This window comes from Agrobacterium sp. LEGMi-208b, assembly GCF_059511785.1.
The window spans coordinates 176,127-199,541 of sequence record NZ_JCALIC010000003.1 but is presented as its reverse complement, the minus strand read 5'-3'; the positions used below and the strand labels follow the sequence as shown (position 1 = coordinate 199,541).

At 57.2% G+C, this 23,415-nt stretch carries 21 protein-coding genes and 4 pseudogenes; 6 read left to right on the top strand and 19 right to left on the bottom strand.

The features are described 5' to 3' along the window. Positions 1 to 22: 22 nt before the first annotated feature. Positions 23 to 382, bottom strand: a complete 360-nt coding sequence (locus AC5YUO_RS26390; protein ID WP_496156720.1) for a response regulator — start codon at positions 380 to 382, stop codon at positions 23 to 25. 341 nt (positions 383 to 723) lie between these two features. Between AC5YUO_RS26390 and AC5YUO_RS26385 the strand changes: the two genes are divergently transcribed. Together AC5YUO_RS26385 and AC5YUO_RS26380 are read left to right on the top strand one after the other, a co-directional pair. Further along, positions 724 to 2,394 (top strand): putative bifunctional diguanylate cyclase/phosphodiesterase, encoded by a 1,671-nt coding sequence (locus AC5YUO_RS26385; RefSeq protein WP_496156719.1) that lies wholly within the window; start codon positions 724 to 726, stop codon positions 2,392 to 2,394. Continuing rightward, on the top strand, positions 2,391 to 2,810 hold the full coding sequence (locus AC5YUO_RS26380) for a BLUF domain-containing protein (protein ID WP_496156718.1): 420 nt from the start codon (positions 2,391 to 2,393) through the stop codon (positions 2,808 to 2,810). Before AC5YUO_RS26385 ends, AC5YUO_RS26380 begins: the two co-directional genes overlap by 4 nt. A 186-nt stretch (positions 2,811 to 2,996) precedes the next feature. On the opposite strand, the gene fhuB is transcribed toward AC5YUO_RS26380, so the two are convergent. From fhuB to AC5YUO_RS26340, 8 genes and pseudogenes are all read right to left on the bottom strand, one after another. Beyond that, a complete protein-coding gene (gene fhuB, locus AC5YUO_RS26375; RefSeq protein ID WP_496156717.1) occupies positions 2,997 to 4,970 on the bottom strand; it encodes a Fe(3+)-hydroxamate ABC transporter permease FhuB in 1,974 nt (657 codons plus the stop codon). Between the two features lies 1 nt (position 4,971). Then, entirely contained in the window at positions 4,972 to 5,871 is a 900-nt protein-coding gene (locus tag AC5YUO_RS26370; protein ID WP_496156716.1) for an ABC transporter substrate-binding protein, read from the bottom strand. A gap of 29 nt (positions 5,872 to 5,900) precedes the next feature. Then, positions 5,901 to 6,275: a TonB-dependent receptor domain-containing protein gene (locus AC5YUO_RS26365; RefSeq protein ID WP_496156715.1), complete on the bottom strand. Its 375-nt coding sequence runs from the start codon at positions 6,273 to 6,275 to the stop codon at positions 5,901 to 5,903. Positions 6,276 to 7,085: 810 nt separating this feature from the next. Then, positions 7,086 to 7,454, bottom strand: coding sequence for a hypothetical protein (locus AC5YUO_RS26360; RefSeq protein WP_496156868.1), 369 nt, complete (start codon positions 7,452 to 7,454; stop codon positions 7,086 to 7,088). A gap of 8 nt (positions 7,455 to 7,462) precedes the next feature. Continuing rightward, a pseudogene (locus AC5YUO_RS26355) lies at positions 7,463 to 7,810 on the bottom strand (class I tRNA ligase family protein); the annotation flags it as partial. Positions 7,811 to 7,847: 37 nt separating this feature from the next. Continuing rightward, complete coding sequence (locus AC5YUO_RS26350; protein WP_496156714.1) at positions 7,848 to 8,957, bottom strand: NAD(P)/FAD-dependent oxidoreductase; 1,110 nt, start codon at positions 8,955 to 8,957, stop codon at positions 7,848 to 7,850. A 47-nt stretch (positions 8,958 to 9,004) separates the two neighbouring features. Further along, positions 9,005 to 10,168 (bottom strand): CobW family GTP-binding protein, encoded by a 1,164-nt coding sequence (locus tag AC5YUO_RS26345; protein WP_496156713.1) that lies wholly within the window; start codon positions 10,166 to 10,168, stop codon positions 9,005 to 9,007. A gap of 35 nt (positions 10,169 to 10,203) precedes the next feature. Continuing rightward, on the bottom strand, positions 10,204 to 10,701 hold the full coding sequence (locus AC5YUO_RS26340; RefSeq protein ID WP_496156712.1) for a transcriptional repressor: 498 nt from the start codon (positions 10,699 to 10,701) through the stop codon (positions 10,204 to 10,206). Positions 10,702 to 10,807: 106 nt separating this feature from the next. Between AC5YUO_RS26340 and AC5YUO_RS26335 the strand changes: the two are divergent. Next, positions 10,808 to 11,309 (top strand): annotated as a pseudogene (locus AC5YUO_RS26335) (DDE-type integrase/transposase/recombinase); the annotation flags it as partial. A gap of 18 nt (positions 11,310 to 11,327) precedes the next feature. Here the strand turns inward: AC5YUO_RS26335 and tnpC are convergent. From tnpC to AC5YUO_RS26310, 5 genes and pseudogenes are all read right to left on the bottom strand, one after another. After that, a pseudogene (gene tnpC / locus AC5YUO_RS26330) lies at positions 11,328 to 12,915 on the bottom strand (IS66 family transposase). A 74-nt stretch (positions 12,916 to 12,989) separates the two neighbouring features. Continuing rightward, the gene (gene tnpB / locus AC5YUO_RS26325) at positions 12,990 to 13,334 is read right to left on the bottom strand and encodes an IS66 family insertion sequence element accessory protein TnpB (protein ID WP_012478067.1); all 345 of its coding nucleotides are present in this window, start codon (positions 13,332 to 13,334) and stop codon (positions 12,990 to 12,992) included. After that, entirely contained in the window at positions 13,331 to 13,681 is a 351-nt protein-coding gene (locus AC5YUO_RS26320; RefSeq protein ID WP_496156711.1) for a transposase, read from the bottom strand. Before AC5YUO_RS26320 ends, tnpB begins: the two co-directional genes overlap by 4 nt. Positions 13,682 to 14,260: 579 nt before the next feature. Further along, positions 14,261 to 15,360 (bottom strand): IS3 family transposase gene (locus AC5YUO_RS26315; protein ID WP_496156710.1). Its coding sequence is split into 2 segments (ribosomal slippage): positions 14,261 to 15,108 and positions 15,108 to 15,360, totalling 1,101 coding nucleotides; the frame shifts between segments, so codons are not numbered across the junction. Positions 15,361 to 15,446: 86 nt separating this feature from the next. Next, a complete protein-coding gene (locus AC5YUO_RS26310; protein WP_496156709.1) occupies positions 15,447 to 16,154 on the bottom strand; it encodes a Crp/Fnr family transcriptional regulator in 708 nt (235 codons plus the stop codon). A 549-nt stretch (positions 16,155 to 16,703) separates the two neighbouring features. Between AC5YUO_RS26310 and AC5YUO_RS26305 the strand changes: the two genes are divergently transcribed. Continuing rightward, positions 16,704 to 18,125, top strand: coding sequence for an IS4 family transposase (locus AC5YUO_RS26305; protein ID WP_496156667.1), 1,422 nt, complete (start codon positions 16,704 to 16,706; stop codon positions 18,123 to 18,125). A 78-nt stretch (positions 18,126 to 18,203) separates the two neighbouring features. On the opposite strand, the pseudogene istB reads toward AC5YUO_RS26305, so the two are convergent. Further along, positions 18,204 to 19,096 (bottom strand): annotated as a pseudogene (istB, locus tag AC5YUO_RS26300) (IS21-like element ISRel5 family helper ATPase IstB). Then, the gene (gene istA / locus AC5YUO_RS26295) at positions 19,093 to 20,598 is read right to left on the bottom strand and encodes an IS21 family transposase (protein WP_496156862.1); all 1,506 of its coding nucleotides are present in this window, start codon (positions 20,596 to 20,598) and stop codon (positions 19,093 to 19,095) included. The pseudogene istB and the gene istA overlap by 4 nt, the downstream one beginning before the upstream one ends. Before the next feature lie 212 nt (positions 20,599 to 20,810). Here istA and AC5YUO_RS26290 point away from each other — a divergent pair, with 212 nt between their 5' ends. Both AC5YUO_RS26290 and groEL read left to right on the top strand, forming a co-directional pair. Continuing rightward, positions 20,811 to 20,981: a transposase gene (locus AC5YUO_RS26290; protein WP_496156708.1), complete on the top strand. Its 171-nt coding sequence runs from the start codon at positions 20,811 to 20,813 to the stop codon at positions 20,979 to 20,981. 3 nt (positions 20,982 to 20,984) lie between these two features. Continuing rightward, positions 20,985 to 21,797 carry a chaperonin GroEL gene (gene groEL, locus AC5YUO_RS26285; protein ID WP_496156707.1) on the top strand — a complete coding sequence of 271 codons (813 nt, stop codon included), beginning with the start codon at positions 20,985 to 20,987 and terminating at the stop codon, positions 21,795 to 21,797. Positions 21,798 to 22,521: 724 nt separating this feature from the next. Here groEL and AC5YUO_RS26280 read toward each other — a convergent pair. Genes AC5YUO_RS26280 through AC5YUO_RS26270 form a run of 3 tightly spaced genes read right to left on the bottom strand, consistent with a single transcriptional unit; the run spans position 22,522 to position 23,268 of the window. Continuing rightward, on the bottom strand, positions 22,522 to 22,812 hold the full coding sequence (locus tag AC5YUO_RS26280) for a DUF3175 domain-containing protein (protein ID WP_496156706.1): 291 nt from the start codon (positions 22,810 to 22,812) through the stop codon (positions 22,522 to 22,524). A 21-nt stretch (positions 22,813 to 22,833) separates the two neighbouring features. Beyond that, positions 22,834 to 23,022, bottom strand: a complete 189-nt coding sequence (locus AC5YUO_RS26275) for a hypothetical protein (protein WP_496156705.1) — start codon at positions 23,020 to 23,022, stop codon at positions 22,834 to 22,836. 42 nt (positions 23,023 to 23,064) lie between these two features. Then, entirely contained in the window at positions 23,065 to 23,268 is a 204-nt protein-coding gene (locus AC5YUO_RS26270; protein ID WP_496156704.1) for a hypothetical protein, read from the bottom strand. Positions 23,269 to 23,415: the final 147 nt, after the last annotated feature.

Sequence of the window (23,415 nt, the reverse complement as noted above, 5' to 3'; positions counted from 1 at the left end):
GAAACGGTGTGCGACACTTGTCCTACGCTAGGAATTGCTTGAGGGTGCCGATTACCGTTTGATGGAGGTAGGGCTTTGGCAAGAAGCGAACCCGATCAGGCAGATCCTCATCAGTTGGCCGCATGTGGCCAGAGGTCAGGATGATATGGACCGGCGGCCATCGATCCCGGACGATCCGGGCAAGTGCGAGACCATCGATTGATCCGGGCATGTCGATGTCGCTGAAAATCGCCGCGATTGATCGATGGGTTTCAAGCACGGCGAGCGCTTCATCCGCATTCGATGCTTCCACCACATCGAACCCAGCAGATGCAAGGTCGCCAGCAACGGTCATGCGGATAATCGGCTCGTCTTCGATGATCAGAACGGTCAGATGCGGCACGATACTTTTACCGGTTAAAATTCAGAAATTGGAAACACGCGTCAAGGCGACTAGTTCCTTCACTTGCATTCCCTCTTCTCGCGAGGAGATCGCGGACCGCCTGCCATTGCCTTTCCGTTCATTGTCAGTGACATAGTGGATTGGCGATCGGACTGCCACCAACGCAAAAGTGCGGATGGCTTATGGCGCTGAACAATTAGCTTATGAGACGGCCAAGTGGCGCTCCTTCACAAACATTGTACGAGAACCTGGGCGTCGTTCACCGAACCTCTGTCGATGTGGCCAACGCATGGCGGGCAACTGAACCCTCCCCCCAGCATTCAGTTATCCCGGTTAACCAGGTGTTTTCGCCGGAGGCCTATGATGAGCGCAATTATGCGAAGGGCTTGAGCTTGATGGTAAGAAATGACGGTGCTCCGTGCAACGAGAGAACGATCCATCATCAGTTGACCAGCTTCGTCGATCTCGACAGGCAAGGCACTGTCGAGTGGTGCAACTCCGCGGCATGTATAACGCTCAGCTGCGAGAACCCGGTCGGTAGGCCATTTGTCGACCTGCTGCATGAAGCGACAAGATTCGGAACCATGTCGCGATCGACTGTCGATCGCATCGTCGCTGGCCTTCAGAAAGGATCGACAACGTTTCGCATGGAGGACGGCCGAACATTCCTTTTGCAAAGTCAGGCGCTCGGTAGCGGTCAGCGACGCATCGAGTGGACGGACATCTCAAGTGCTCTGGCGGAGGCGGACCACAACGACCCGGCAACTGGTCTGCTTTCACGACGCGGCTTCCTGGCGGCGCTGGATGGATCAGTCGAACAATCCCGGGGATCGCTCGTCTTCCAACTCGAAATCGACAATTTCGGTGAGCTGACCGAACGTTATGGGAATGCCGTTACAGACCATCTCGTCCGCCGTATCGCTGAACGCATTGCCGCTCAAGTCGGCGGGACCGGTGCGTATCTTGCCCACCCGAGTGGTGGTCAATTCCTCTTCGTCGCAAGCGAAGAGGAAGGACCGTTGTTGACCGAGGCACTGCTTGACGTTCTCGGCCGTCCACACCTCGTCGATGGCAAGATGATTTATTCCACCGTAAGCATCGGCATCGCAGCGATCAATGTTCTGGATGCTGAGGCGATTTTGCGCAACGCCAGCCTGGCGCTCCGACAAGCCAAAGCCGATGGTGGTAATCAAGCCAGCACATTCACCGCCGAAATGCATGACACCCTGCAGCGAAAACGAATGCTTGAGGCCGAGTTGCGAAAGGCGATGGCGCTACGACAGTTCTCGCTCGTCTATCAGCCGCAATACCAAGTGGAGGGTCGCCGCCTCGTCGGGTTCGAAGCGCTGCTACGCTGGAACCACCCGGAGCAAGGCCCGATCTCCCCGGCCGAATTCATACCGCTCGCGGAAGAACTTGGGCTGATTGTTCCGATCGGTGAATGGGTCCTGCGGACCGCCTGCCGAAAGGCGGCATCGTGGCCAGGAGGCATCTCGATCTCGGTCAACATATCGCCGTTGCAATTTCGTAGCCCGACCCTCGTGTCGATGGTGTCAGCGGCGCTTGAGAGCTCAGGGCTTGAGCCGAAGCGACTTGATCTCGAAGTCACCGAAGGTGCAATCCTGATGAACAGCGCGTCGGTCATGGAGACATTCCGCCAGGTGAAGGCAATCGGCGTGCGCTTTTCCATGGACGATTTCGGAACCGGATACTCGTCGCTCAGTTATCTCCAGCAATTCCCATTCGACAAGATCAAGATCGACCAGTCCTTCGTCAGGAGCATTTCCGCCAATCACGACAGCCTGTCGATCATCCGGGCGATTTGTGCACTTGGCAAAACTCTTGGACTGACGACCATCGCCGAAGGGGTGGAAACTGAAGACCAGTTCACACAGATTCAAAAGAAGGGCTGTCAGCAGGTCCAGGGCTATCTCACCGGAAGGCCGCTAATCGCGGAACTGGCTGACGAGCTTGTCGCTTCAAACGTACAAACCAACGAAAGCACACCATGACCGACTTCCGCCTTGTCTATTACAGCGAAAACCGAATTCCGCCCGACAGGCTGGAAAGTGAGATCGAGGCGATCCTGGCAGCGAGCCGCAAGAACAATGTGCTTGTGAGAATTTCGGGAGCGCTGATGTTCAACTCCGGCTACTTCGCGCAGGTGCTTGAAGGCACGCAACCAGCGATCGAGAGCACGTTTGAGCGGATCCAGCAGGATCAGCGGCATGGCAACGTTCACCTTTTGGAGTTTGCAGCAGCGCCGACACGGAGTTTCCAGACATGGTCGATGGCATTTATTGGCCTGCCCGATAACGTTTCGCCGAGCCTCTCGACCGTTGCTTCGCGCAGCGGATTCGATCCCAGAAATCTCGACGGGGTGCAGTTGCTCAGCCGCTTGCAGGATCTTCTAAACGATCCGCAGTAGAGGTGTAACACATTTCTGATATTGCCGCTGAACAATGATCGAGACCGGCGCAAAGAGGGACTTGAAGGGGATGTGCGCAGTAACAAGCCTGGGGTCTTGAACGAATCCGAACCTTTGACCCGCTGACTTGATCTGCTAAACACTTGCGAAATCTGCAGCTTCGCGACTGGAAGGGAGCCTTAGCAGCTATCTGCGCGACGCCATCAGCACCAGCATGTAGGGTGCAGCGATGAGCGTCGCGATCAGGCCGGCAGGAATCTGATCCGGAAACAGCAGGTTTCGCCCCACCCAATCGGCAACGATCATCAAGCAGCAGCCAATGAGAGACGCCGAGGCGATTTCGGCCAATGGTCGGCGAAACCCCAGCATCCTCGCCATATGGGGCGCCATGAGACCGACAAAGCTCAACGGGCCAATCACCAATACGGAAAGACCTATCAACACCGATGCAAAGGCGATCAGAAATCCTCTGCTCTTTTGCAAAGACATGCCGAGTGCCCTTGGCACCGCCATTCCCAATGGCAATAGGGCGAGCCAACGGCTCAATAACGGGAGCGACGCCAGAGCGAGCATCGCAGCAGCAGCAAGGCCGAACGCTTCCCATGGCTGCACCATAAATGTGGAACCGCTGAGCCAGGCCATCAGATCAAACATGCGCGGATCACCGCTGCTCATCAGAACAGACACGACGGCGCTGAAGCATGTCGTGACAGCGATCCCGACCATCAGCGTGTTGTGAGGAGCGAAGTGGTTCCGACGCCCGAAGGCAAAGATCAGGGTCAGAACCAGTCCACCTCCAGCCATTCCCAGCAGAGAAGCCAAGTAAGCGCCGCCGGCAGGAAGCAGGATCGCTACGATCACGCCGCATGCCGCACCGGCGCTAATACCAAGCATCTCGGGACTAGCGAGCGGATTGAGCGTTAGCCGCTGTACGATGACCCCGCTGATCGAGACCAAAATTGACGCAGCAGCGCCAACGACCAACCGCGGCCCTCTCCAGAACAGCGTCGCCTCAGGCGCGGAAAGTCCTGCAAATGTCCAGCCGTCGATGCCGCGGCCGACGAGCAGAGATGTAGCTGCCGCAAGGACGGCGACGCTCGCGAGCAGTACCATGACGAAGCCCGGTCGTTGAACCCGCTGTACCAAGCCCATGGGCTCGATCAGTGGCACCTGATTGGGACTGTGGCGCCCCATCAACCAGAGAAGCAATGGAGAACCGATAAATGCCACTGCGGCGCCAGCTGGTATTTCCGATGGTGTGTCGAGCGCCTGCAGTATCTGGTCAGTACAAAGTAGCAACAACGCGCCGATCACCGCTGATGCCGTGAGTTGGGCGCCAATGCGCCTGTGTCCAACACTGCGTACGATCTCGCCGGCAGCGATACCTAGGAAGCCGATCACGCCGACGGCCGAAACGCACACAGCCGCCATCCAGACCGCAAGTGCGAGAACCACGGTCCTGATCAACGTTGGCGATCCACCGAGGCCGTGGGCTGTCTCATCCGACAATGCCAGAAGCGAGATCGGGCGAACCAACGCAAAGCTCAACGAGCAGGCGGGCAATAGCCTCGGAACGAGATACGAAAAAACACTCCAGTCCTGCATCACCAGTGAACCGCTGTCCCATACGAACAGGCGGATCAGGCCGCCGTGCAGCATGATGAGCAGGGTGTTGAGCGCACCAACCAATAGGCCGATCAGGAGGCCAGCAAGCAGTAGTACTTGCGGGTTGAAGCGACTACGGCTTGCTATCGCAAAGACCAGAAAACCAGCAAGAGCGCCGCCAACCAGGGCCACCGCGGTTCGGTTCTCCTGCAGGATCGACGGCATCCATATAGAGGCTGCTGCAAGCGCGAGGAATGCGCCCGGAGCTACACCCAGGGTGGCTGGTTCCGCAGCCTGATTACGCAGCACCAACTGCATGAGCCTCCCTGCCAGTGACAATGCCGCTCCGACAGTCAATGCGCAGGCGATGCGCGGCAACGCGACATAATGCAGGGTCAGCTGTGGCAACGAGGTTGGATTGGGCGACAGGATTGCGTTCCACCAGGCAGTGGGAGGCAGCAAGCCCATCACGGCGCGGACACACAAGCCAATCGAAATCGCAGCCAAGATGAGGCATATGACGAAAAAGGAACGATGCTTGCTTGCGTGTTCCATGCTATCGGTTGCGCTCCGCCAATGACGCGGAAAGCAAGTTCGCGAGGCGAGCGGCCGCGGGGAGTCCGCCATTCTCCATGACCACGGCAAGTCTCACCACGCGATTTTCGCGCACAGCCGGAAGCGCCTGCCAGAACAGGCTAGCCTTGGGAGCCTGGTCGGCACCCGCATTATTATCCGGATCGATCAGAAACAGGATCGCTTCCGGATGTTCGGCAACCCGTTCAAGACCAACCGTCGCCCGCCCACCGAAAGGTCCACTTTTGTCGATGGCATTGGAGAGAGACATCGCGTCGACCACGTCAGCGAAGAGACTACCCGGACCGTACAGCATCATATGCCGATCATCGAGACGAGAACCGATCAGGATGGGACGACTGCGCCAGCCTTCGGCATTTCTTGCCGCCCCCTCGATCGCCTGGTTGGTCTCCTCGATGAGATGGAGTGCGCTCGATCTCAAACTCAACGCATCGGCAAAGCGAAGCGTGCCCGCCCTTGCGGCGGCGAGTGATGAGGTACCATCGGGTGAAAGATCAACAGTCAGCACAGGAGAAATCCGCTCCAAAAACGACTGTGCTGGGCTGAGCGCGGGAGGAATGACAATCAAATCGGGTTTAAGCGCGTCGAGCATCTCGAAGTTCGGCGTGAACAACAGGCCGACATCGTGCACACTGTCTGGCATTTCCGGCTGGACGACTGCTTCCCGATAGTAATCGATTGCGGGAACACCAATGACGGTTGCTCCCAACGCCAGCGCTGTCGCTGCCAGCGCCCAATCGAGAACAACGGTCCTTTGATCGTCCCGAAAGGTCGCGGCGAACGACCTGGGAGAACACCCGTTAGTGATAGCCGCAGCACCGAACGAGGCTATCAATTTCCGACGTGTGAATGGGATTGTCATGTCGTAACCGGTCGGTTTTCCGCGCCGATCTACCAGTGGCTTTTCAGACTGACCATGACGCTACGGGGCTCGCCGTAAATCCCGAAGAAGTTCGTTGGCAACCGGTCGAAGTAGACGCGATCGAATACGTTCTTGACTGTCAGTGACGCGTCGAGGTGTTCATTGAACTTGTAGCCGACCTGGGCATCGATCACGGCATAGCCTCCCTGCCGCGATGTATCCGTCAATCCGTTTCCTGAACCGCGTTGCGTGCTGCTGATGATGCGCCCGCCAGCACCAAAGGTCAGTCCCTCATAGTTGCCGCCCTGAACGGCATACTGCCCCCAGAACTTGAAAGTGTGACGAGGCTCTTCCGGGCTGGGCACTGCTCCGCTGTTATCCGGATCCCGAATACTCTTGCGCACAACCGATTCCAGGCGGCATCGATGCGTTTGGAAGAGGAGCTCAATTCTGCTGAACCAGCTAGTCATGAAGGTTTGGACTCTATCAACCCGAAGACGCTCTGCTGGCTATGCTGTATTTACCGCCAACAAGCAGTTCGATACTGTCATGTTATAAGCACGGCAACCCACTGATACAGCTACCTGCAGAGCGCTCATTTTACTTAGATCACTGATTTCGCAACGTTTTTGACGACGCATAATAAAAATCATGATCATCGTTGTCATGTTTTTGTATGTAACTGTTGTCGCAAGACAACACAGGCGGCCATGATGTGAAGGGATTTGAACCAAGCACCCTGGAAAACCCAAGCGGGTATCAAAGAGGAATAACCTCAGATCAAGGCGCTTTTGGATGCTTGTGTTTGAGAATGGCCAAAGCCCGGCGCTCTTCAGTGGCGATCGCCGAGGTACGTCCTTAAACTGGTCGTTCCTCAGAGACGTCGCCTACTCCGGTTCGATCTACGACCTTTTCCTTTCCCATTTTTGCCGACTGCCAGTCTCGGCGAGATTTTTTGAGGTGCGGCTACCCCTCTGGTGCGGCCCGCTCTGATCCGGGCGCTCATCTGCTTGATTTCGCGTTCTGCATTGGCGAAATCACTTGGTGAAAAGAAATGTCCTTTCACCCACCCGTCGATGTAGTCCTGCAAGTCGCCACCCGAACTGCTTTTGATCAGCGCGAGGGTCAGCGCCCAATTGCGACCCGTATAGCGGACCAGATTCTCGAGCAACATCCCTGTAGCGTTCATGGCCCTGAGGGCGGTGTCCGGTGAGCTATCGCTCCAGATGCGGTTCAAAAAAGGTTATGACGACGCTGAGATGGGACTTCATCTCAGCATTTTTGGTGCCGATGAAATGTGCGAGGGCTTTGAAGTCAGGCAATTGCTTAGCGGCATCCGCGTCAAACGCATTAAGAAGAGATTCCACGCCGATCGACAAATGGCCATGTCGACGCCAGGCAAGCTTGACCAGCAAGGCCGAGAACCGCTTGTGATCGATTTTTCCGGTCTCGTGAGCAAAGGAGAAAACGGTCTGCAGCCAAACGCCTTTCGACGAGGTCGCCGCCTCCGCCCACTGGCGGAAATACATGTCCTCTGAAACCAGTACATAACCCTCGGCCGCCAGATTGGCCGCATCGAGCACGTGGGATCCGTAACCTTCGGTTCGATCGTCGGCGGGCGGACTCCGAGAGCGGCCATGTCGTCACGATATGCCCGTGTATAACGTTCGGTGACGACGCGGACCGGGACGCCCTCAACCGAAGCAGCGATATTGATCTTGTCATCCACATCCGTCAGATTGCGGGCATAGATCACTCTCAAAACATGGCGGCGCAGCACACGCACCAGCACATCGAAGACGACGGCCGGCCGCGCATTGCCGATATGCGCGAAATTGTAAACCGTCGGACCACAGACATACATTCTGACCTCGTCCGGATTTTGCGGAACGAAGACTTCCTTGCGGCCTCCAAGGCTGTTGGTGAGATAAAGGGTCATGGATTCCTCAAAAAGGCGCGCGAACGCGGGCAATGGCTCAGCAGCGGCAGTTCTCGATGTCGCAACAACTCAGATCGTCGAGGAACATGTTGTTGGCCCGGTAAGCCTGGAGCGGGTCGGTATCGATGCCGAGCCGGCCGGCGATAGCGCGGCCGACCACGGCGAAGCGCTGGCGGAATTTGTAAATGAAGCAGAACAGGTGGCCCCGATGCTTCAGTTCCGGCCCAACGAGAAACAGACCGGGCAAGCGGGTCGACTCATCTTGCGCCGTCACAGCCGGGCATCCGTCGTTGTCGAAATCGAGCCAGTCCTCAATCAGGCAGGTGCTGCCGACATATCCGGTTGCAAGGATCGGCGCCGATTGCGTTGACCAGCTTCGTCCGTCCGCGGCAAGCACATGGACGGCGCCATTCGGACGATCGAGGCCCAGAATGTCTGCATCGCCAACCAGGGTGATCAGTTGACTGCGGCGTGCCGCCGCGAGGCGGCCGCGGGTGTAAGGTGAGAGGGCCACGCTCGGATCTGTGTCATTTCTCTCCCAGGCGGGCGACCGGGCAAGAACGGTGACGCGTTTTCCAGCTGCGGCAAGACCGATCGCCGCGTCAATGCCGCTTTCGTAACCACCAATGACGATCGCCTCATCACCCGGATGCTCCGACCAACGCCGGATGCGGCTCGAGTGCAAGCCATGCTCGGCTCCGGGAATGTCCCCTGTGCCCGGATACTGGAATTGCCCAGCCGCCCAGACCACGAAACGTGCGCGAATTTCGCCGGCATTTGTATGGAGTACGATTTTTTCGCCACGAGGCTCGATCCCCTTCACGTCGATGCCTGTCGTCACATTCAACCCGAATATCTGAACGGCCTGGTCGAGATAGCTCGCATAGTCGGCGCCGCTCGGATGCTCCTGTTTCAGGGCGAAGGCCGGAGAGCTGTCGAAGCTGATGGCGTTGAGGTCGGTGAGCCCGAAGGCGTTGCCGGTGAAGGATGGCGAGATGAAGTGCATGTCCTGCGGCCAGCGGCGAAAGGATGCCCCCACCCGTTCACGCTCGACGATAAGCACATCGGGAATGGCAAGGTCCCGCAGCACCCGGGCCATTCCGAGGCCGGCGGGACCGGCGCCGACGATGACGACATTGGCGTTCAAAGAGCGGTTCCGATCACGCTTCACTGTGTGGTTTGCGGCAGATGCACTCAAGCATGGGCCTCCCGGACATGCTCGTGTCCCGTGTCACCATGATGATGATCGGCGGCATGACGATGGTTGTGGTGCCGGCGAGACGCAGAGCCCAGGAAGCCGAAGCTCTGCTGCAGGAATGTATCGGTGAGGTCACGCCCGATCAGCACGATCCTGGACCGGCGGTCGTCGCTCGGCCAGTCCTTCAACAAAACCGGCGGATGGAATATGTGTTGGACGCCATGGAGAACGAACGGCGTCGGCGCGCCTCCCACGTTGACGATGCCCTTCATGCGCAGGATGTTTGGCCCTCGCAGCAGCATCAGAGTCTCGAGCCAGACATCGAAGAGAGAAGCCGGGATCGGTTCGTGGAGTGTGTAGGTGACAGCCGAAATCCGGTCATCGTGCCGGTTCACGTCATGGTCGTAATGATCATGGCCGCTATGGGCATCGCCGTGACCGCGGCTATCATGATCATGATGATGGGCGTGGTGGTGCCCCGGCCCCGCAAAGGCTTCCGCCTTGAGCCAGTTCTGGACGTCGGTCGGATTGTAAAGCCCGGCATCCAGGATGCGTGAGGGATCAATCGCGCCATTGTGAGCCCGGATGATCGGGGCGGCCGGATTAAGCGCACGAAGACGCTCTTCAAGCATCTTTGTCTCGGCGGGATCGACCAGATCAGTCTTCGTCAGCAGGATGCGGTCGGCAACCGCAGCCTGCTTGACCGCCTCGATCTGGGCGTCGAGCGTCGCTGATCCGGCGGCCGCGTCGACCAATGTGATTACTCCATCGAGCACGAACTCGTGCGACAGCATGCCGTCCGTCATCAGCGTGTGCAGGATCGGCGCCGGATCGGCCAGGCCTGTCGTTTCGCTGATCACGCGATCGAATGCGGTGATCTCGCCGCGCTCGCGCCGGTCAAACAGATTATGCAACGTGTGGACGAGATCGCCACGAATGGTGCAGCAAAGGCATCGCGACTGCAGCAAGACCATGTTCTCTGTGCTCGACTCGACCAGTTCGTGATCGAGCCCAATCTTAACGAACTCGTTGATGACGACCGCAGTCTTCGAACGGTCGGGATGTCGCAGCAGATGGTTGAGAACCGTCGTCTTTCCGGTTCCGAGAAAGCCGGTCAACAGGGAGACAGGAATGGGATGCGCAATATGCTCCGGCTCCAATGGACGTGTCCTCATACAAGATTGTTGATTGGAGATCAGCCTCGGTCGGCTTCTTCTGTTGAAAGGCATTCCGCGCAACGGCCCTGCATTTCGACGACGCTTTTGCCGATGCTGAACCCGAGCGACGCCGCACACTCGGCGAACAACGCTTCGACCTTTTCGTTTTCGATCGACGCGGAGGTGCCGCAATGCTCGCAGATGAAGAAGACATACGCTTGGCTCTGCTCCGCGTATGCGCAGGGGACAAACGCGTTCTTCGTCTCAATCTTCGAAACGAACCCCTTCGTCTGAAGAAACTCCAATGCTCGATAGACCGTCGGCGGCGAAACACGGCGCCCCAGTTGGTCCGCGAGATCCCTGATAAGGTCGTAAGCTCCCATCGGTTGGCTGGACCGCCAAAGGATCTCCAGAACGAGCCGACGGGTACAGGTGAGATTGAGTCCGCGAGCGAGACACAGGATTTTGGCGGTTCGCATGCCCGCTGCAATCACTTCAGCACTCCGATGCGTCATCTGGCGCAGATGGTTATACATTTCAGCCAGCTTCCCTCGGCTGCCGTTTGTCTCTTGCCTGAAATGTTATAACGTTGCACACTGCAAATCAAGGACAACATCCGGAGTGACGAGAGATGGCTTTGGCCGTCATGCAGCTGTCGGACCGAACGATGTTTGGGCGATGGACTTCGTTCACGATCAGCTCGCGACCGGGCAAGAAGCTGCGTATCCTAACCGTGGTCGATACGCACTCGCGTTACTGCCCAGCCGCCGACGCCCGCTTCACCTATCGAGGCGAAGACGTGGTCCAGACTCTGGAAGGCATCTGCAGGAAGACCGGCTATCCGAAGACAATAAGGGTGGATAACGGCAGTGAGTTCATCTCTCGTGATCTCGACCTGTGGGCCTATGCCAACAACGTCACCCTGGACTTCTCGCGGCCTGGTAAGCCGACCGACAATGGCTTCATCGAGGCGTTCAACAGCAAGCTGCGCGCGGAGCGCCTGAACGCCCATTGGTTCCTGACCCTTGCGGATTCGCGCGAAAAGTTGGAGACTTGGCGTCGATACTATAACGAGGAACGTCCTCACGCGGCGATCGGATATAACGTCCCGATTGACCTGCATAATCCCGGTGGAACAACGTAAGCGGCAAGCTGAGGCCGTTCAGGCCTTGTAGCTCCACGGCATAAGGGTATGGATTTCGCTGCTAGGCCAGCCGTTTGCAAGGCGCTCGAGCGTCTGCGTCAGCCAGGCCTGGGGATCGACAGAATTCATTTTTGCAGTCTGCAAAAGTGTCGCGATTGTCGCCCATGTCTTGCCGCCGCCGTCGCTGCCGGCGAAGAGACTATTTTTTCTTGTGATCGCCTGAGGTCTGATCGCTCGCTCGACGATGTTGGAGTCGAGCTCGACACGGCCGTCCGTGAGGAAGCGTTCGAAGACGTCACGACGCTTGATCGAGTACCGTAAAGCTTCGGCGAGTTTGGATTTACCTGATACTCGCGGCAAAGTCGTCTGCCAGAGAACGAAGAGGTCACGGACTATCGCCGCCGAGCGTTCTTGTCGGGCAGCGACACGCGCCTCAGGGCTTTGACCACGGACGGTATCTTCTATTTCCCAGAGCGTTGCCATTCGCTCGACTGTCTCTGTTGCCACCTTGGAGCTTTTGGCGACATGCAATTCATAGAACTTGCGACGGCTATGTGCCCAGCAGCCAGCCAGAATAACGCCGTCGTTGCCGCCGTCCTTGCGGACGAGTTTGCTGTAGGCCCCGTACCCGTCAACCTGCAAAATCCCGCGATAGCCGCTGAGGTGTCGTGCCACGCAGTCGGTCGCCCGACTGTCTTCGAAGCGATAGGCCACCATGGGCGGGCTGTTGCCTGCGAACGTTCGGTCATCCCTGGCATAGGCCCATAACCAAGCTGTCTTCGCCGACCCGGATCCAGGCGCCAGTGTCGGCAGGGTCGTCTCGTCGGCAAATATTCGTTCCGCCTTCTTGATTTCGTCCAGGATGTAATCGGCGAGGATGTCGAGCTCGAACGCCAGCTTTCCCATCCATTGAGCCATGAGCCTGCGGTCAAGTTCGACCTTGTCGCGGGCGTAAATCGCTTCCTGCCGATAGAGTGGCAGGCCATCGGCATATTTGGACACGGCGATCTGAGCCAGAAGCGCTTCTGTTGGAATGCCCGCCTCAATGATATGTGTCGGGGCCGCAGCCTGGATCACGCCGTCTTCGTTCTTAAAAGCGTATTTGGGACGGCGCGTAACAATGACACGGAACTTCGCTGCAACGACATCCAAGCGTTCGGATATGCCCTCTCCGATCAGGATTTTGGTCTTACCCGCATGCTCCGGCAAATCTTCCGGCTCGATCACCACCTCGATACGCTCCAGATGCGCCGCAAAGCCCTTGCGTGGCCTCGGTGGACGTTTGCCATCTTTGTTGATGCCACTCGTAACCTTGGCCCTGATCGCCGCAATACCGGTCTCGATCTCTTCAAAGACAAAAGCATGCTGCTCGTCATCAACACTGGCCGCTGCAAGCTTCTCTGAACGCCGTCCGAAGCGCGCGGTCAAAAGCTTTTAGGATCTGTGTCAGCCGCTCGATGCGCTCATCGGCGTCAGCATTTCGGGCCTCGAGATCATCGACCTGCTTTTCCAAAGCCTCGACGCGAGCGGCCTTTTCGGCCATGGCAAGAACCATGGCCTTGAGTGCCTCTACATCATCCGGGAGCTCTATATCGGGTCGCGTCATTGGTATGATCAGAGCATATTTTGCTGTGATCCGCCCGCAGTTTCAGGTGCATGATTCAATTCGCCGCAGGGGTTTTACCCAACAATCTCGGGCGGCTTGATGGGTGTTGATCGAACGCGTTTCCAGTCCATCCCATCCACCAAAGCCAGAAGCTGGGCATTGTTGAGCTGGACCCGGCTATGTCCGATGCGCGGCCAGCAGAACTGGGCCTTCTCCAGCCGCTTGGCGTAAAGGCAAACGCCGGAGCCATCCCACCATACGATCTTGATACGGTCTGCTCGTTTCGCCCGGAAGACATAAAGAGCTCCGTTGAACGGATCACTGCCAGCATCTCGAACCAGTGACAGCAAGCTGTCAGGTCCCTTACGGAAGTCGATCGGATGGCTCGCCAGAAAGACTTTTACGTTCGACGGGATCATGCCGACCGCACCGCTCGGATCACGCGACTGAGGTGTGCTTCATCGGCATCCATCCCCGCCCGGATAATCATGTCGCCGATAACCACCTCGATCACCGCCCGCGCACAAATCGGCCCAAAACACGCCTCGACAGCCGCAGGCACCGAAAAGCCCTCTTGTCTGGCGCGAGCATCACGACGCCAGCAAAATAGTTGTGATGGGTGTATGCCGATGCGACGCGCAATTGCCGAGACACTCGCTCCAGGCTCCATCGCCTCAGCCACCGCTCGCTCCTTGAAATCATCGGACCAACGCCGCCGAAACTGCTTCGGCGCACCTTCAAGCCGTTCCGCAACGGCCTCGATCATATGGAAGTTCCTGGTTCCAGAGCTAGGCGCAGACATAGAAGCTCACAGTTAGTAAATCGTCTGTCTCAAATACAGGCGAACGATCCAACTACGCTAGATGGGGTCAGCTTGCCGCTTACGGAACAACCAGCCAGCCATCGTGATCAAAGCCGGAAAACTCAAGCATCTGGCGGCCCAAGGTTTGGTCCCAGAGCAGTGGTCAATTAACAAAAGGAAAAGAGATGACGACTAGGTTCAGTGGCTGACACTTCTTGCCGTCCACCAAGCAATGCTTCTCATCGGAATGGCGTGTTCTGGGCTTGGGCCGCTCGCGTCGGCGATGATCCCGTCTTGGCGGGGGCTGGATGGCTACGTCCGCACTCGCCGCTATCGGCGGCGGAGTCGTCTCCAGCCTGCTGCAAACGGTAGCAGACTGCATCGATTGCGCGCTAAAGCGATAATCTCCGCCTCAGACCATTCTCCGTTTACTTAAAGGGGCCCACCCATGCACTGAAAGTCATAACGGATTATCCTTAAGAAGTGACCTGAGCCCCATCGTCCCTCCAATTTTCAGGAGAGTCTTGGATTTTCAATCTGGCCTTATGCGGCCTGTTTTTCCATAGCCATTTTCATTGCGAATTCGCTGGGTGTGATGTTGCCCAGTGAGGAATGCGGTCTGTTCCGATTGTAGTCCTCCTTCCATGCCGCGATTTCGATCCTCGCCTGTGTCAGTGACGAGAACAGTGTTTCGTTGAGGCACTCGTCACGAAAGCTGCCGTTGAAGCTTTCTACGAAACCGTTCTGCATGGGTTTGCCCGGTGTGATATAATGCCATTCGACATGCGTGCTTTGGCACCATTCCAGAACGGCCATGCTGGTCATCTCCGTGCCGTTGTCGGAGACAATTGTTCGCGGTTTGCCTCGTCGAGCGATGACAGCATCGAGTTCACGCACAAGCCGCCGGCCTGAGAGCGACGTGTCGGCGACCAGCGCCAGGCATTCGCGGGTGAAGTCGTCGACGACGGCGAGAACCCGAAAGCGACGACCATCTGTGAAAGCGTCGCTGACGAAATCCAAGCTCCAACGCTCGTTGGCACGCGAGGGCAGCGCCAGAGGGCGTCTCGTCCCCAAAGCCCGTTTGCGTCCACCACGTTTGCGCACCGTCAGCTTCTCTTCGCGATAGAGACGCCGCAGTTTCTTCAGGTTCATGATGATGCCCTGCCGACCCAGCATGACGTGGATGCGGCGATAGCCGAAACGACGGCGCTCGGACGCCACCAGCTTCATTGCCTCACGGATATCAGCGTCATCCGGTCGAACGCTACGATATCGCACGCTCGACCGATCTACGGACAAAACCTCACACGCCCGACGCTGGCTCACCCCATGTTGTTTGCAGACATGAGCCACAGCGTCCCGCTTCACATCGGGCGTCACCACTTTTTTGAAGCGACATCTTTCAGAATGGCATTGTCCAGCATGGTCTCGGCCAGCAGCTTCTTCAGCTTGGCGTTCTCGTCTTCCAAAGCCTTCAGCTTGCGGGCATCGGATACCTCCATGCCGCCGAACTTCGCCTTGTATTTGTAGAAGGTCGCCTCGGATATCCCGTGCTTGCGGCAGACATCGGCAGTCCGCATGCCGCTCTCCTGATCTTTCAATATCCCGATGATCTGCTCGTCCGTGAACCGTGAATGCTTCATTCCGTCCGTCTCCTTGATACGACGGACTCTACCAAAATCTGGAGGAAGTTCAGGGGCTCAGGTCAGAAGGCTTCATTTGATCCCGGTTAACCACTCGCGATTTCTTTCAAGCGCTGTATCGAAAGGACAGTGACGGTTCGATTGTTTGTCACTTCAATAGCCTTAAGCACTCTCAGTTTCGTCATGTGGCGGCTAACCGTCTCTATCGTTAAGCCCAGAAAGTCCGCCATATCAGATCTTGTTAGCGGTAGATCAAACTGCTGGCCATTCTGAGCGGCAGGATTGCCACGCAATAGAATCATAAAAAGCAAACTCGCTACCTTCTCTAAAGCTGTCATTCGCCCAATCAAGAGCATCCAGTTTCTACTCTCGTCAAGGTCTGCTAATGTTTGCCTGAACATCACCTTCTCCACCTCAGGGTTGTGATCCGTCACATACTGCATCAGCGAGGCTGGAATCATACATATCTCGCTCTCGGTTGCCGTAAATGCCGATACCCGACTGGTTCTCGATGCCAGGTGATAAGGTGCAAATTGCAAGGCCACGATCTGCTGACGCCCGTCCGCCATACCCTTTGACAGTTGGACGACACCTTTTACGATATTCGTATGCGTGCGAACATCATCGCCTTCATAAAACAATACTGCTCCTGCAGGAACTAACCGTTTTATGATCTGGCGCCCTACCACTTTCAGCTGATCAGGCGTCATGGCCGCGCAAATCCCTGTTAGCCTGACATTACAAGCGAGACAATTTGCAGCAACGTCCACCGGGCCAGTTGACCACTTCGTCATAACGTCCTCCATAGCGCTGTTGTGTGGAAGAAAAACTGAAGTACGAGCGGTGTCAACTAGAAGAAACGTCCTCCCATCGCTATAAGGTAGGACGAAACCGCCACCTCCCTTTGTCCCAGGATAATTCGCGAAATGCGGCTGTGATCTCGGAAGCAACGGATCGACACAAGGGGCAGAATTCGCCGCCGTGGGCCTGACTATTCTGAGATTTTATTTAGTCTAAGGCTGCCCGGAGCGCCTGAGATTTCACGCTCTCATCTGTCGTAATATCAAAGATATCACCAAGAAACGGTTTCGTGTTAAAATTGGCACTCTGCAAAGCGGGTTTATCGTGGATAGCCACGGCGCAACTCGAGGTGGTTGAATTCACTGTCCTTGAGAACGCCGACTGGCTGTAAGCCCATGGTGAAGCTTGCAATTACCCATAAGTAACGGACTCGTTTACGAAAAGCTTTCGCCGAAATCTTGAATCGAAAGAATCACTTGTGATTCTGTGTCGAGCACCTGATTCTTTTAAGGCGGTGCTTTATGTCGGTTCGAGACGATGTGATGGCTGATAGTGACGGCCATTGGAGCAAGCAGGAAATAGACGCGGGGTCTTTCAAGGATGCTCGTCTTGGCCGACGTTGCACAGAACTTTTACGACAGCTTGGAGAGCATATGGGCGGCTCCATTCCTTTCGCCTGCCAGGACTGGGCCAACACAAAAGCCGCTTATCGGTTTTTCTCCAATCCGAACGTTGAGGAAGGTGATATCCTCAACGGGCATTTCGCCGCGACCGCTCAACGCTACGACGCATCCAATGGTCCGATCTTGGTGCTGCAGGATACGACCGAGTTTACCTATCAACGCCGCAATCCGCATGCCGTCGGCTTTACGAAGAGCGTCAACAGTGGCCGCGACAAACAGGAGCGACTGCGCCACCATACGGTCTGCGGGATATTGATGCATTCGAGCCTTGCGGTAACCTTGGATGGGCTACCCTTAGGGTTGGCGGCCGTCAAGTTCTGGAGCCGCGACAAATTCAAGGGCACGGCTCAGCTCAAACGCAAGATCAATCCGACACGTGTTCCGATCGAAACCAAGGAAAGCATCCGTTGGCTTGAAAATCTGCGCCAATCCGTCGGGCTTCTCGGTCAACCGGACCGATGCATTCATGTAGGCGATCGCGAAAGTGATATCTACGAACTCTACTGCCTGACCAAGGAGCTTGGCACGCACTTCATCGTGCGCACCATCGTGGACCGGCTAGCTGGCAACGGGGATCACACGATATCGGCTGAAATGCGCGATGTTGAAAATGTTGGCCGGCATCTCATCGAAGTTCGCGCCGATACCGACGAGGTCACCAAAGTCCACCTGGATATCCGATTCAAACGGATCCGGGTGCTGCCGCCCATCGGCAAGAAGAAACGATATCCTGCTTTAGACCTGACCGTCATCCATGCAGTGGAGCCCAACCCCCCGGCCAGCCGCAAGGGCATCGAGTGGAAGCTACTGACCGATCTGGAGGTGAATAGCTGCGAGGACGCAATCGAAAAAATCAAATGGTATGCAATGCGCTGGAAGATTGAAGTCTTCCATAAGATCCTCAAGTCCGGTTGCCGGGCTGAAGATGCAAGATTACGAACAGCCGATCGACTGGCAAACCTCGTCGCTGTGTTCTGCATCATGAGCTGGAGAGTGCTTTGGTTGACAATGCTCGCGCGCACTGCGCCCGAAACACCGCCAACCGTGGCTCTCACCGAACAGGAAATTGAAATTCTCGATCAAATGGTCAGCAACGCAGGCAACCGGCAAGCGACGCCGGGATCGCTGAACTTTTATCTCACCAAACTCGCTCGTTTGGGTGGTTATCTTGCAAGAACATCAGATCCGCCACCGGGAAATACGGTCGTCTGGCGCGGCCTCAGTCGGCTGACAGACATTCGCCTCGGAACCGAAATGGCAACGACACTCAGATGTGGGTAATTGCAAGACGGTGAAGGCCGTCTTGCGATGACGGCCTGCTGACTGCCAGTCTATAGCGCGGCAATCAGGATGAGATTCTTAGGTCGCGGTCGGGATCAAGTGATCACGCTGATTGTCGCTGACAAGGTCTTCGTCGTTTTCTGATTGCCGCTCCGCGACAGACAGCGTTGAGGTTTTGATTGTCGCCAACGAAGCCGGCCGGCCCCGTTGGCGCTTTTCCTCAAGAGCTGTTCTGCGGCGATAGCTTTCGACGTTCATCTCGAAGATTGTGGCATGGTGCACGAGCCGGTCGACTGCGGCGAGTGTCATGGCAGGATCGGGAAAGACCCGGTTCCACTCTCCAAATGGCTGGTTGGCAGTGATCAGGATCGATCGATGCTCGTATCGTGCCGAGATCAGCTCGAAGAGCACGCTTGTTTCCGCCTGCCTTGGTGACGTAGGCGAGATCATCGAGGATGAGCAGGTCGTACTTGTTGAGTTTGTCGATAGCGGATTCGAGCTGCAGTTCCCGGCGGGCGACCTGGAGCTTCTGCACAAGATCGGTGGTCCGGGTGAAGAGGACCCGCCATCCGTTCTCGATCAGCGCAAGGCCGATAGCGGCGGCGAGATGGCTCTTTCCTCCGCCGGGGGAGACCGAACATGAGGATGTTGGCTCCTTTGGCGAGCCAACTGTCGCCGGCGGTAATTGCCATGACATGCGCCTTCGAGATCATGGCTACAGCGTCGAAGGCGAAGCTGTCCAAGGTCTTTCCGGGCGGCAGGTGCGCCTCGGCGAGATGCCGTTCAATCCTGCGATTGGCACGCTCTGCCAGCTCGTGCTCGGCAATAGCCGACAGGAAGCGAGCTGCTGGCCATCCTTCCCGGTCCGCCTGCTCGGCAAATTGCGGCCACAGCGTTTTGATGGTCGGCAGCCGAAGTTCGTTGAGCATGATGCCGAGCCGTGCTTCATCGATGGCGTGGGCGTTCTTCATACGGCTTCTCCCGTCCCGATCAAGGCCTCATAGCCGTTGAGCGATGCGAGCTGCACATGCACGGTCGGCAGCTTGGCTGGATCCGGGCCGAAGAGCGTTCGCATGGCGACCAGATCCGGTAAATCGCCGGCATCGAGTGTTCTGGCCAATTCTTCGGCAAGCTCACGCTCGCAGCCGCGATCATGCGCCACTGCCAGAAGCTCGACGGTGATCTTGCAAGCCTGCTTGTCGGGAAGGTGTTCAATGAGGGTATCGAAAGCTCTGCAATATTCCTCGCGCGGGAAGAGCTTGTCGCGATAAACGAGGCCACGGAGCGCCATCGGCTTTTTACGCAGGGAATGGATGACGTGGTGATAGTTGACGACCTGGTTGTGTCGCCCGTCAGCGTGGCCACGTCCCCGACGCAACGTCATCAGATGCGTACCACCAACGACGACATCCAGCCGATCGTCGAACAGGCGAACTCGTAACCTGTGGCCGATCAGGCGGGATGGCACGGTGTAGAAGACCTTGCGCAAGGTGAAGCCGCTCGTCCGGGACACCGTAACGACAATCTCCTCGAAGTCCGTGGTCCGGCGCTCGGGCAGTGCCTGCAGATGGGATCTCTCTGCATCAATGCGCTTGCCATGGGCAGCATTGCGACGGCTGACGATCTCGTCGACAAAGGCGCGATAAGAACCGAGATCGTCGAATTCCTTGGTCCCCCGCATCAGCAGGGCATCATGAACGGCATTTTTGAGATGACCGTGGGAGCTTTCGATCGAGCCGTTCTCATGCGCGGCGCCCTTGTTGTTGCGCGTCGGGGTCATCCGATAATGAGAGCAAAGCTGGTCGTAACAATGCGTGAGATCGACCTTGGCATCAGCGTCGAGGTTGCGGAATGCCGCCGATAGGCTGTCGCTGCGATGATAAAGCGGCGTACCGCCCACGGAGCACCGGGCATTTTGAAGCCCTTCGGCCAGCGCGACAAAGCTTTCCCCGCCGAGAATGACATGGGCATGTTCGACGCCCGACCAGACAAGCCGGAAGTGATAGAACAGGTGATCAAGCGGCTGGCCGGCGATCGTCACACCAAGACCGCTGGCGTCGGTAAAATCCGACAGGCCCAGCCGGCCTGGCTCGTGCGTCTGGCGGAAGATGACCTCCTGCGCTTCGCCATGGACAGCACGCCACGACCGAATGCGTCGCTCAAGCGTGCGGCGGATGCCTTCAAAGAGTTCTGGATGTCGGCGCAGCATCTCGTTGTAGACGGCGACAGCACGGATGCCGGGTGCCGCCTTCAGCAGCGGGATGACCTCGGTCTCGAATATCGGCTCCAAGGGATCAGGGCGGCGGCGTCCACGCGGCGCTTTACTCTGAGATGGCAGTTGTACCTCCTTATCAAGGCGGTATGCCGTGGCTCGGCTGATCGACGCCTTTGACGCGGCGACCTCGACGGAATGCGTTTGTCGGTACTTCATGAAGAGTCTCATCTGATGATCGGTTACATGGCGACCCGGCACAAACTGGTTCTCCAATCCAGAAAACCGCAAATGTACCGAACCGACCGCGATCTTGAGACGCCGAAAATCTGCGCCACGCCGGGGTATGACTACGATCGGGCTACGCCCTCACTCCGTCACACCCCGGCGCGAGTCTCATCCTGATTGACGCTGAATCTCACCTAGATTGCCGCTATGCAGCCAGTCCTAGTGGTAACGTTAGGAGTAGTCATATGACGAAGCATCCAATTGAGGTGATCACGTCCGTAGAGCGCCGTCGGCGCTGGTCACCCGAAGACAAAGAGCGCCTCGTCTCGGTCTGCTTTGAGCCAGGCGCGGTTATCTCTGAGATTGCTCGCGCGGCGGGTATCCTGATCCACGAAAAGAAGCTCTCGAATCTGTAGTCCATGCTTCCGGTTCTCGAGGCCGTCGTCGAGTCCGGCAAGCCGCTGGTCATCATCGCTGAAGACGTTGAAGGCGAAGTGCTTGCGGCGCTCGTCGTCAACAAGCTGCGTGGTGGCCTGAAGATCGCAGCCGTCAAGGCTCCTGGCTTCGGCAACCGCCGCAAGGCCATGCTCGAAGACATCGCCATCCTGACTGGCGGTAGTGTTATTTCCGAAGATCTCGGCATCAAGCTCGAGAATGTTACATTCAATAAGGCTCGGTCGCGCGAAGAAAGTGGCGATAGAGAAAGAGACACCACTATCATTGACGGTGTCTGGTCCGAGACCGAGATCGACAGCCGCGTGGCGCAGATCCGCGCCCAGATCGAGGAGACGACCTCCGATTACGACCGCGAAAAGCTGCAGGAACGTCTTGCCAAGCTCGCTGGTGGCGTTGCCGTAATCCGTGTTGGCGGCTCGACCGAAGTCGAAGTGAAGGTGAAGAAGGACCGCGTCGATGATGCGCTGCATGCCACCCGCGCCGCCGTCGAGGAAGGCATCCTGCCGGGCGGCGGTGTCGCTCTGCTGCGTGCCGTGAAGGCGTTCGATAATCTCGACGCCGCCAACCAGGACCAGAAGGTCGGTATCGAGATCGTTCGCCGGGCGATCGAGGCACCTGTTCGCCAGATCGCCGAGAATGCCGGCGGGGAAGGCTCGATCATTGTCGGCAAATTGCGCGAGAAGACCGACTTCTCCTACAGCTGGAACGCCCAGACCGGCGAATATGGTGAACTCTATACGCAAGGCGTCATCGATCGGTCTTCTGGCGACGACTGAAGCGATGATCGCCGAGAAGCCCAAGAAGGAATCCGCTCCGGCCCTCCCGGCTGGCACCAGCATGGATTTCTAAGCTATCAAGTCAGGCTAGCCTCAACACCTGGGCGAGCCACTAGCGGAGTATCTATGAGCTTACCGTCGAAAGAACACGCACGCCTTTGCGCCAGCGTTGTCAAAGAAATCGCCGCGTTGCGGGGCGTTGCTCGCGACGCGGCTGCTATCGGGAAGCTGACCACCTCGGTGGCAAAACTGTATAACAAGGGAATACGAGATCGCGCGCAGTTGCTGTCGGCAGCGCTTGAATCTTTTGAAGCGATCCGTTCCAAGGCGGAGCAGACCATCTCAAGCAACAGCGCTATCCTGCCTCCACCAGAAGCACCTCGACCCCCACTCCTCTAGTGCGAAGACCAAAGCGAACCCCCGCCGACCCTGCCCCTACAATTCATACCTGAAACAGTATTGAAGACGCGCTGGGATTGTGCTCGATCGTACGCCCTCGTTTCCCATGATTGTCTGCACAATAAAGGGAGGCGCTATAGGGAGGCTGCGAGCCTCCCTGCCGGGTGGCTCGGTCCGCCTGGAACGAGCTGATCCCAATAGGCGACGTGGCTCCAGGGATGGGCGGCATTGTTGAATATCTTGACATCATACACCCCTTTTTACCTTGCTGTAGCCTTGACGATCCCGACCAGATCCATGGGCCGTGGCACCCATCAGCACGCGTCTATCGCGACTTACCGAATTCCTTGCGAAGCTCATCCTTCGCGTCCTCCAGCACTTCCTTGCGTTTTCCGGGCAGCGTCCGACCGGCACGGTTGATGTAGAAGACCAGCATCGACACCGCAGACCGGAATGGACTGGCCTTGCGTCTGGAGGATTGCTCCGCTGAGGCTTTTAGCGAACGTGCGATCTGCGAGGGATCGTTTTTGGTGAACACGCCTTTCTCAAGATTGAGCGCATCGCTTTCCTCGGTCACCTTCTGCGACCATTTCTTTTTCTTTTTTGCCTTTTTCATCGTTCTTCTCCCGGCAAATCATTATTTTCGTTCGGGGTCATGGGTATGGTGACTGTCACGTTCGCCCACTCCCCCGGAAACCCTGCTCTTTGAGCGCTTGCCATTGTCTGCTGCAGGCTTCTTGACTTCCAGAGGTGCCTTTGCGTTTTCGTGCGAGGCCCCCAGCCCGCCCTGCCGGATGCTTACCGGTGTTTTGGTCGAGGTGGACATCTATTCCTCCTGTCGTTGGTGGCAGTGGATAAGCCGCTGCACCTATTGGTCGTCGCGGGTTTTCATCGCATCGGAAACTCGCTTCTTCCGCGGGTCTTTGAGGTTTTCGCCAACGGCGTCCCGGTCGTGCTGGGGATCGTCCGTGGGTTTCATATAGCCTCGGGGCCGGCTTTCCTTGGGCCCTTCCCAGCGTGGCGATTGGTCGGTGGTGCCGGGAGCGCCATCTCGTGGAGAATTATTGGGCATCGTAGCCTCCGGTTGGATTTTAACGCTCCCCAACCACTTTGCTGCGGCAATGTTCCACAAAGACCGGGAGGCCGAAGGAGGATTTTTTCGAAACAATTACGCTCTCCCCCGGTTAGGCGAGCCAGACATTCAATCCGAGGGAGCGAA

Coding starts and splice junctions, on each gene's coding strand:
- AC5YUO_RS26380 (WP_496156718.1), top strand. CDS start 2,391: ATGACCGACTTCCGCCTTGTCTATTACAGCGAAAACCGAATTCCGCCC.
- fhuB (WP_496156717.1), bottom strand. CDS start 4,970: ATGGAACACGCAAGCAAGCATCGTTCCTTTTTCGTCATATGCCTCATC.
- AC5YUO_RS26370 (WP_496156716.1), bottom strand. CDS start 5,871: ATGACAATCCCATTCACACGTCGGAAATTGATAGCCTCGTTCGGTGCT.
- AC5YUO_RS26340 (WP_496156712.1), bottom strand. CDS start 10,701: ATGTATAACCATCTGCGCCAGATGACGCATCGGAGTGCTGAAGTGATT.
- tnpB (WP_012478067.1), bottom strand. CDS start 13,334: ATGATCCCGTCGAACGTAAAAGTCTTTCTGGCGAGCCATCCGATCGAC.
- AC5YUO_RS26320 (WP_496156711.1), bottom strand. CDS start 13,681: ATGATCGAGGCCGTTGCGGAACGGCTTGAAGGTGCGCCGAAGCAGTTT.
- AC5YUO_RS26310 (WP_496156709.1), bottom strand. CDS start 16,154: ATGACGAAGTGGTCAACTGGCCCGGTGGACGTTGCTGCAAATTGTCTC.
- AC5YUO_RS26305 (WP_496156667.1), top strand. CDS start 16,704: ATGGCTGATAGTGACGGCCATTGGAGCAAGCAGGAAATAGACGCGGGG.
- AC5YUO_RS26290 (WP_496156708.1), top strand. CDS start 20,811: ATGACGAAGCATCCAATTGAGGTGATCACGTCCGTAGAGCGCCGTCGG.
- groEL (WP_496156707.1), top strand. CDS start 20,985: ATGCTTCCGGTTCTCGAGGCCGTCGTCGAGTCCGGCAAGCCGCTGGTC.
- AC5YUO_RS26280 (WP_496156706.1), bottom strand. CDS start 22,812: ATGAAAAAGGCAAAAAAGAAAAAGAAATGGTCGCAGAAGGTGACCGAG.
- AC5YUO_RS26275 (WP_496156705.1), bottom strand. CDS start 23,022: ATGTCCACCTCGACCAAAACACCGGTAAGCATCCGGCAGGGCGGGCTG.
- AC5YUO_RS26270 (WP_496156704.1), bottom strand. CDS start 23,268: ATGCCCAATAATTCTCCACGAGATGGCGCTCCCGGCACCACCGACCAA.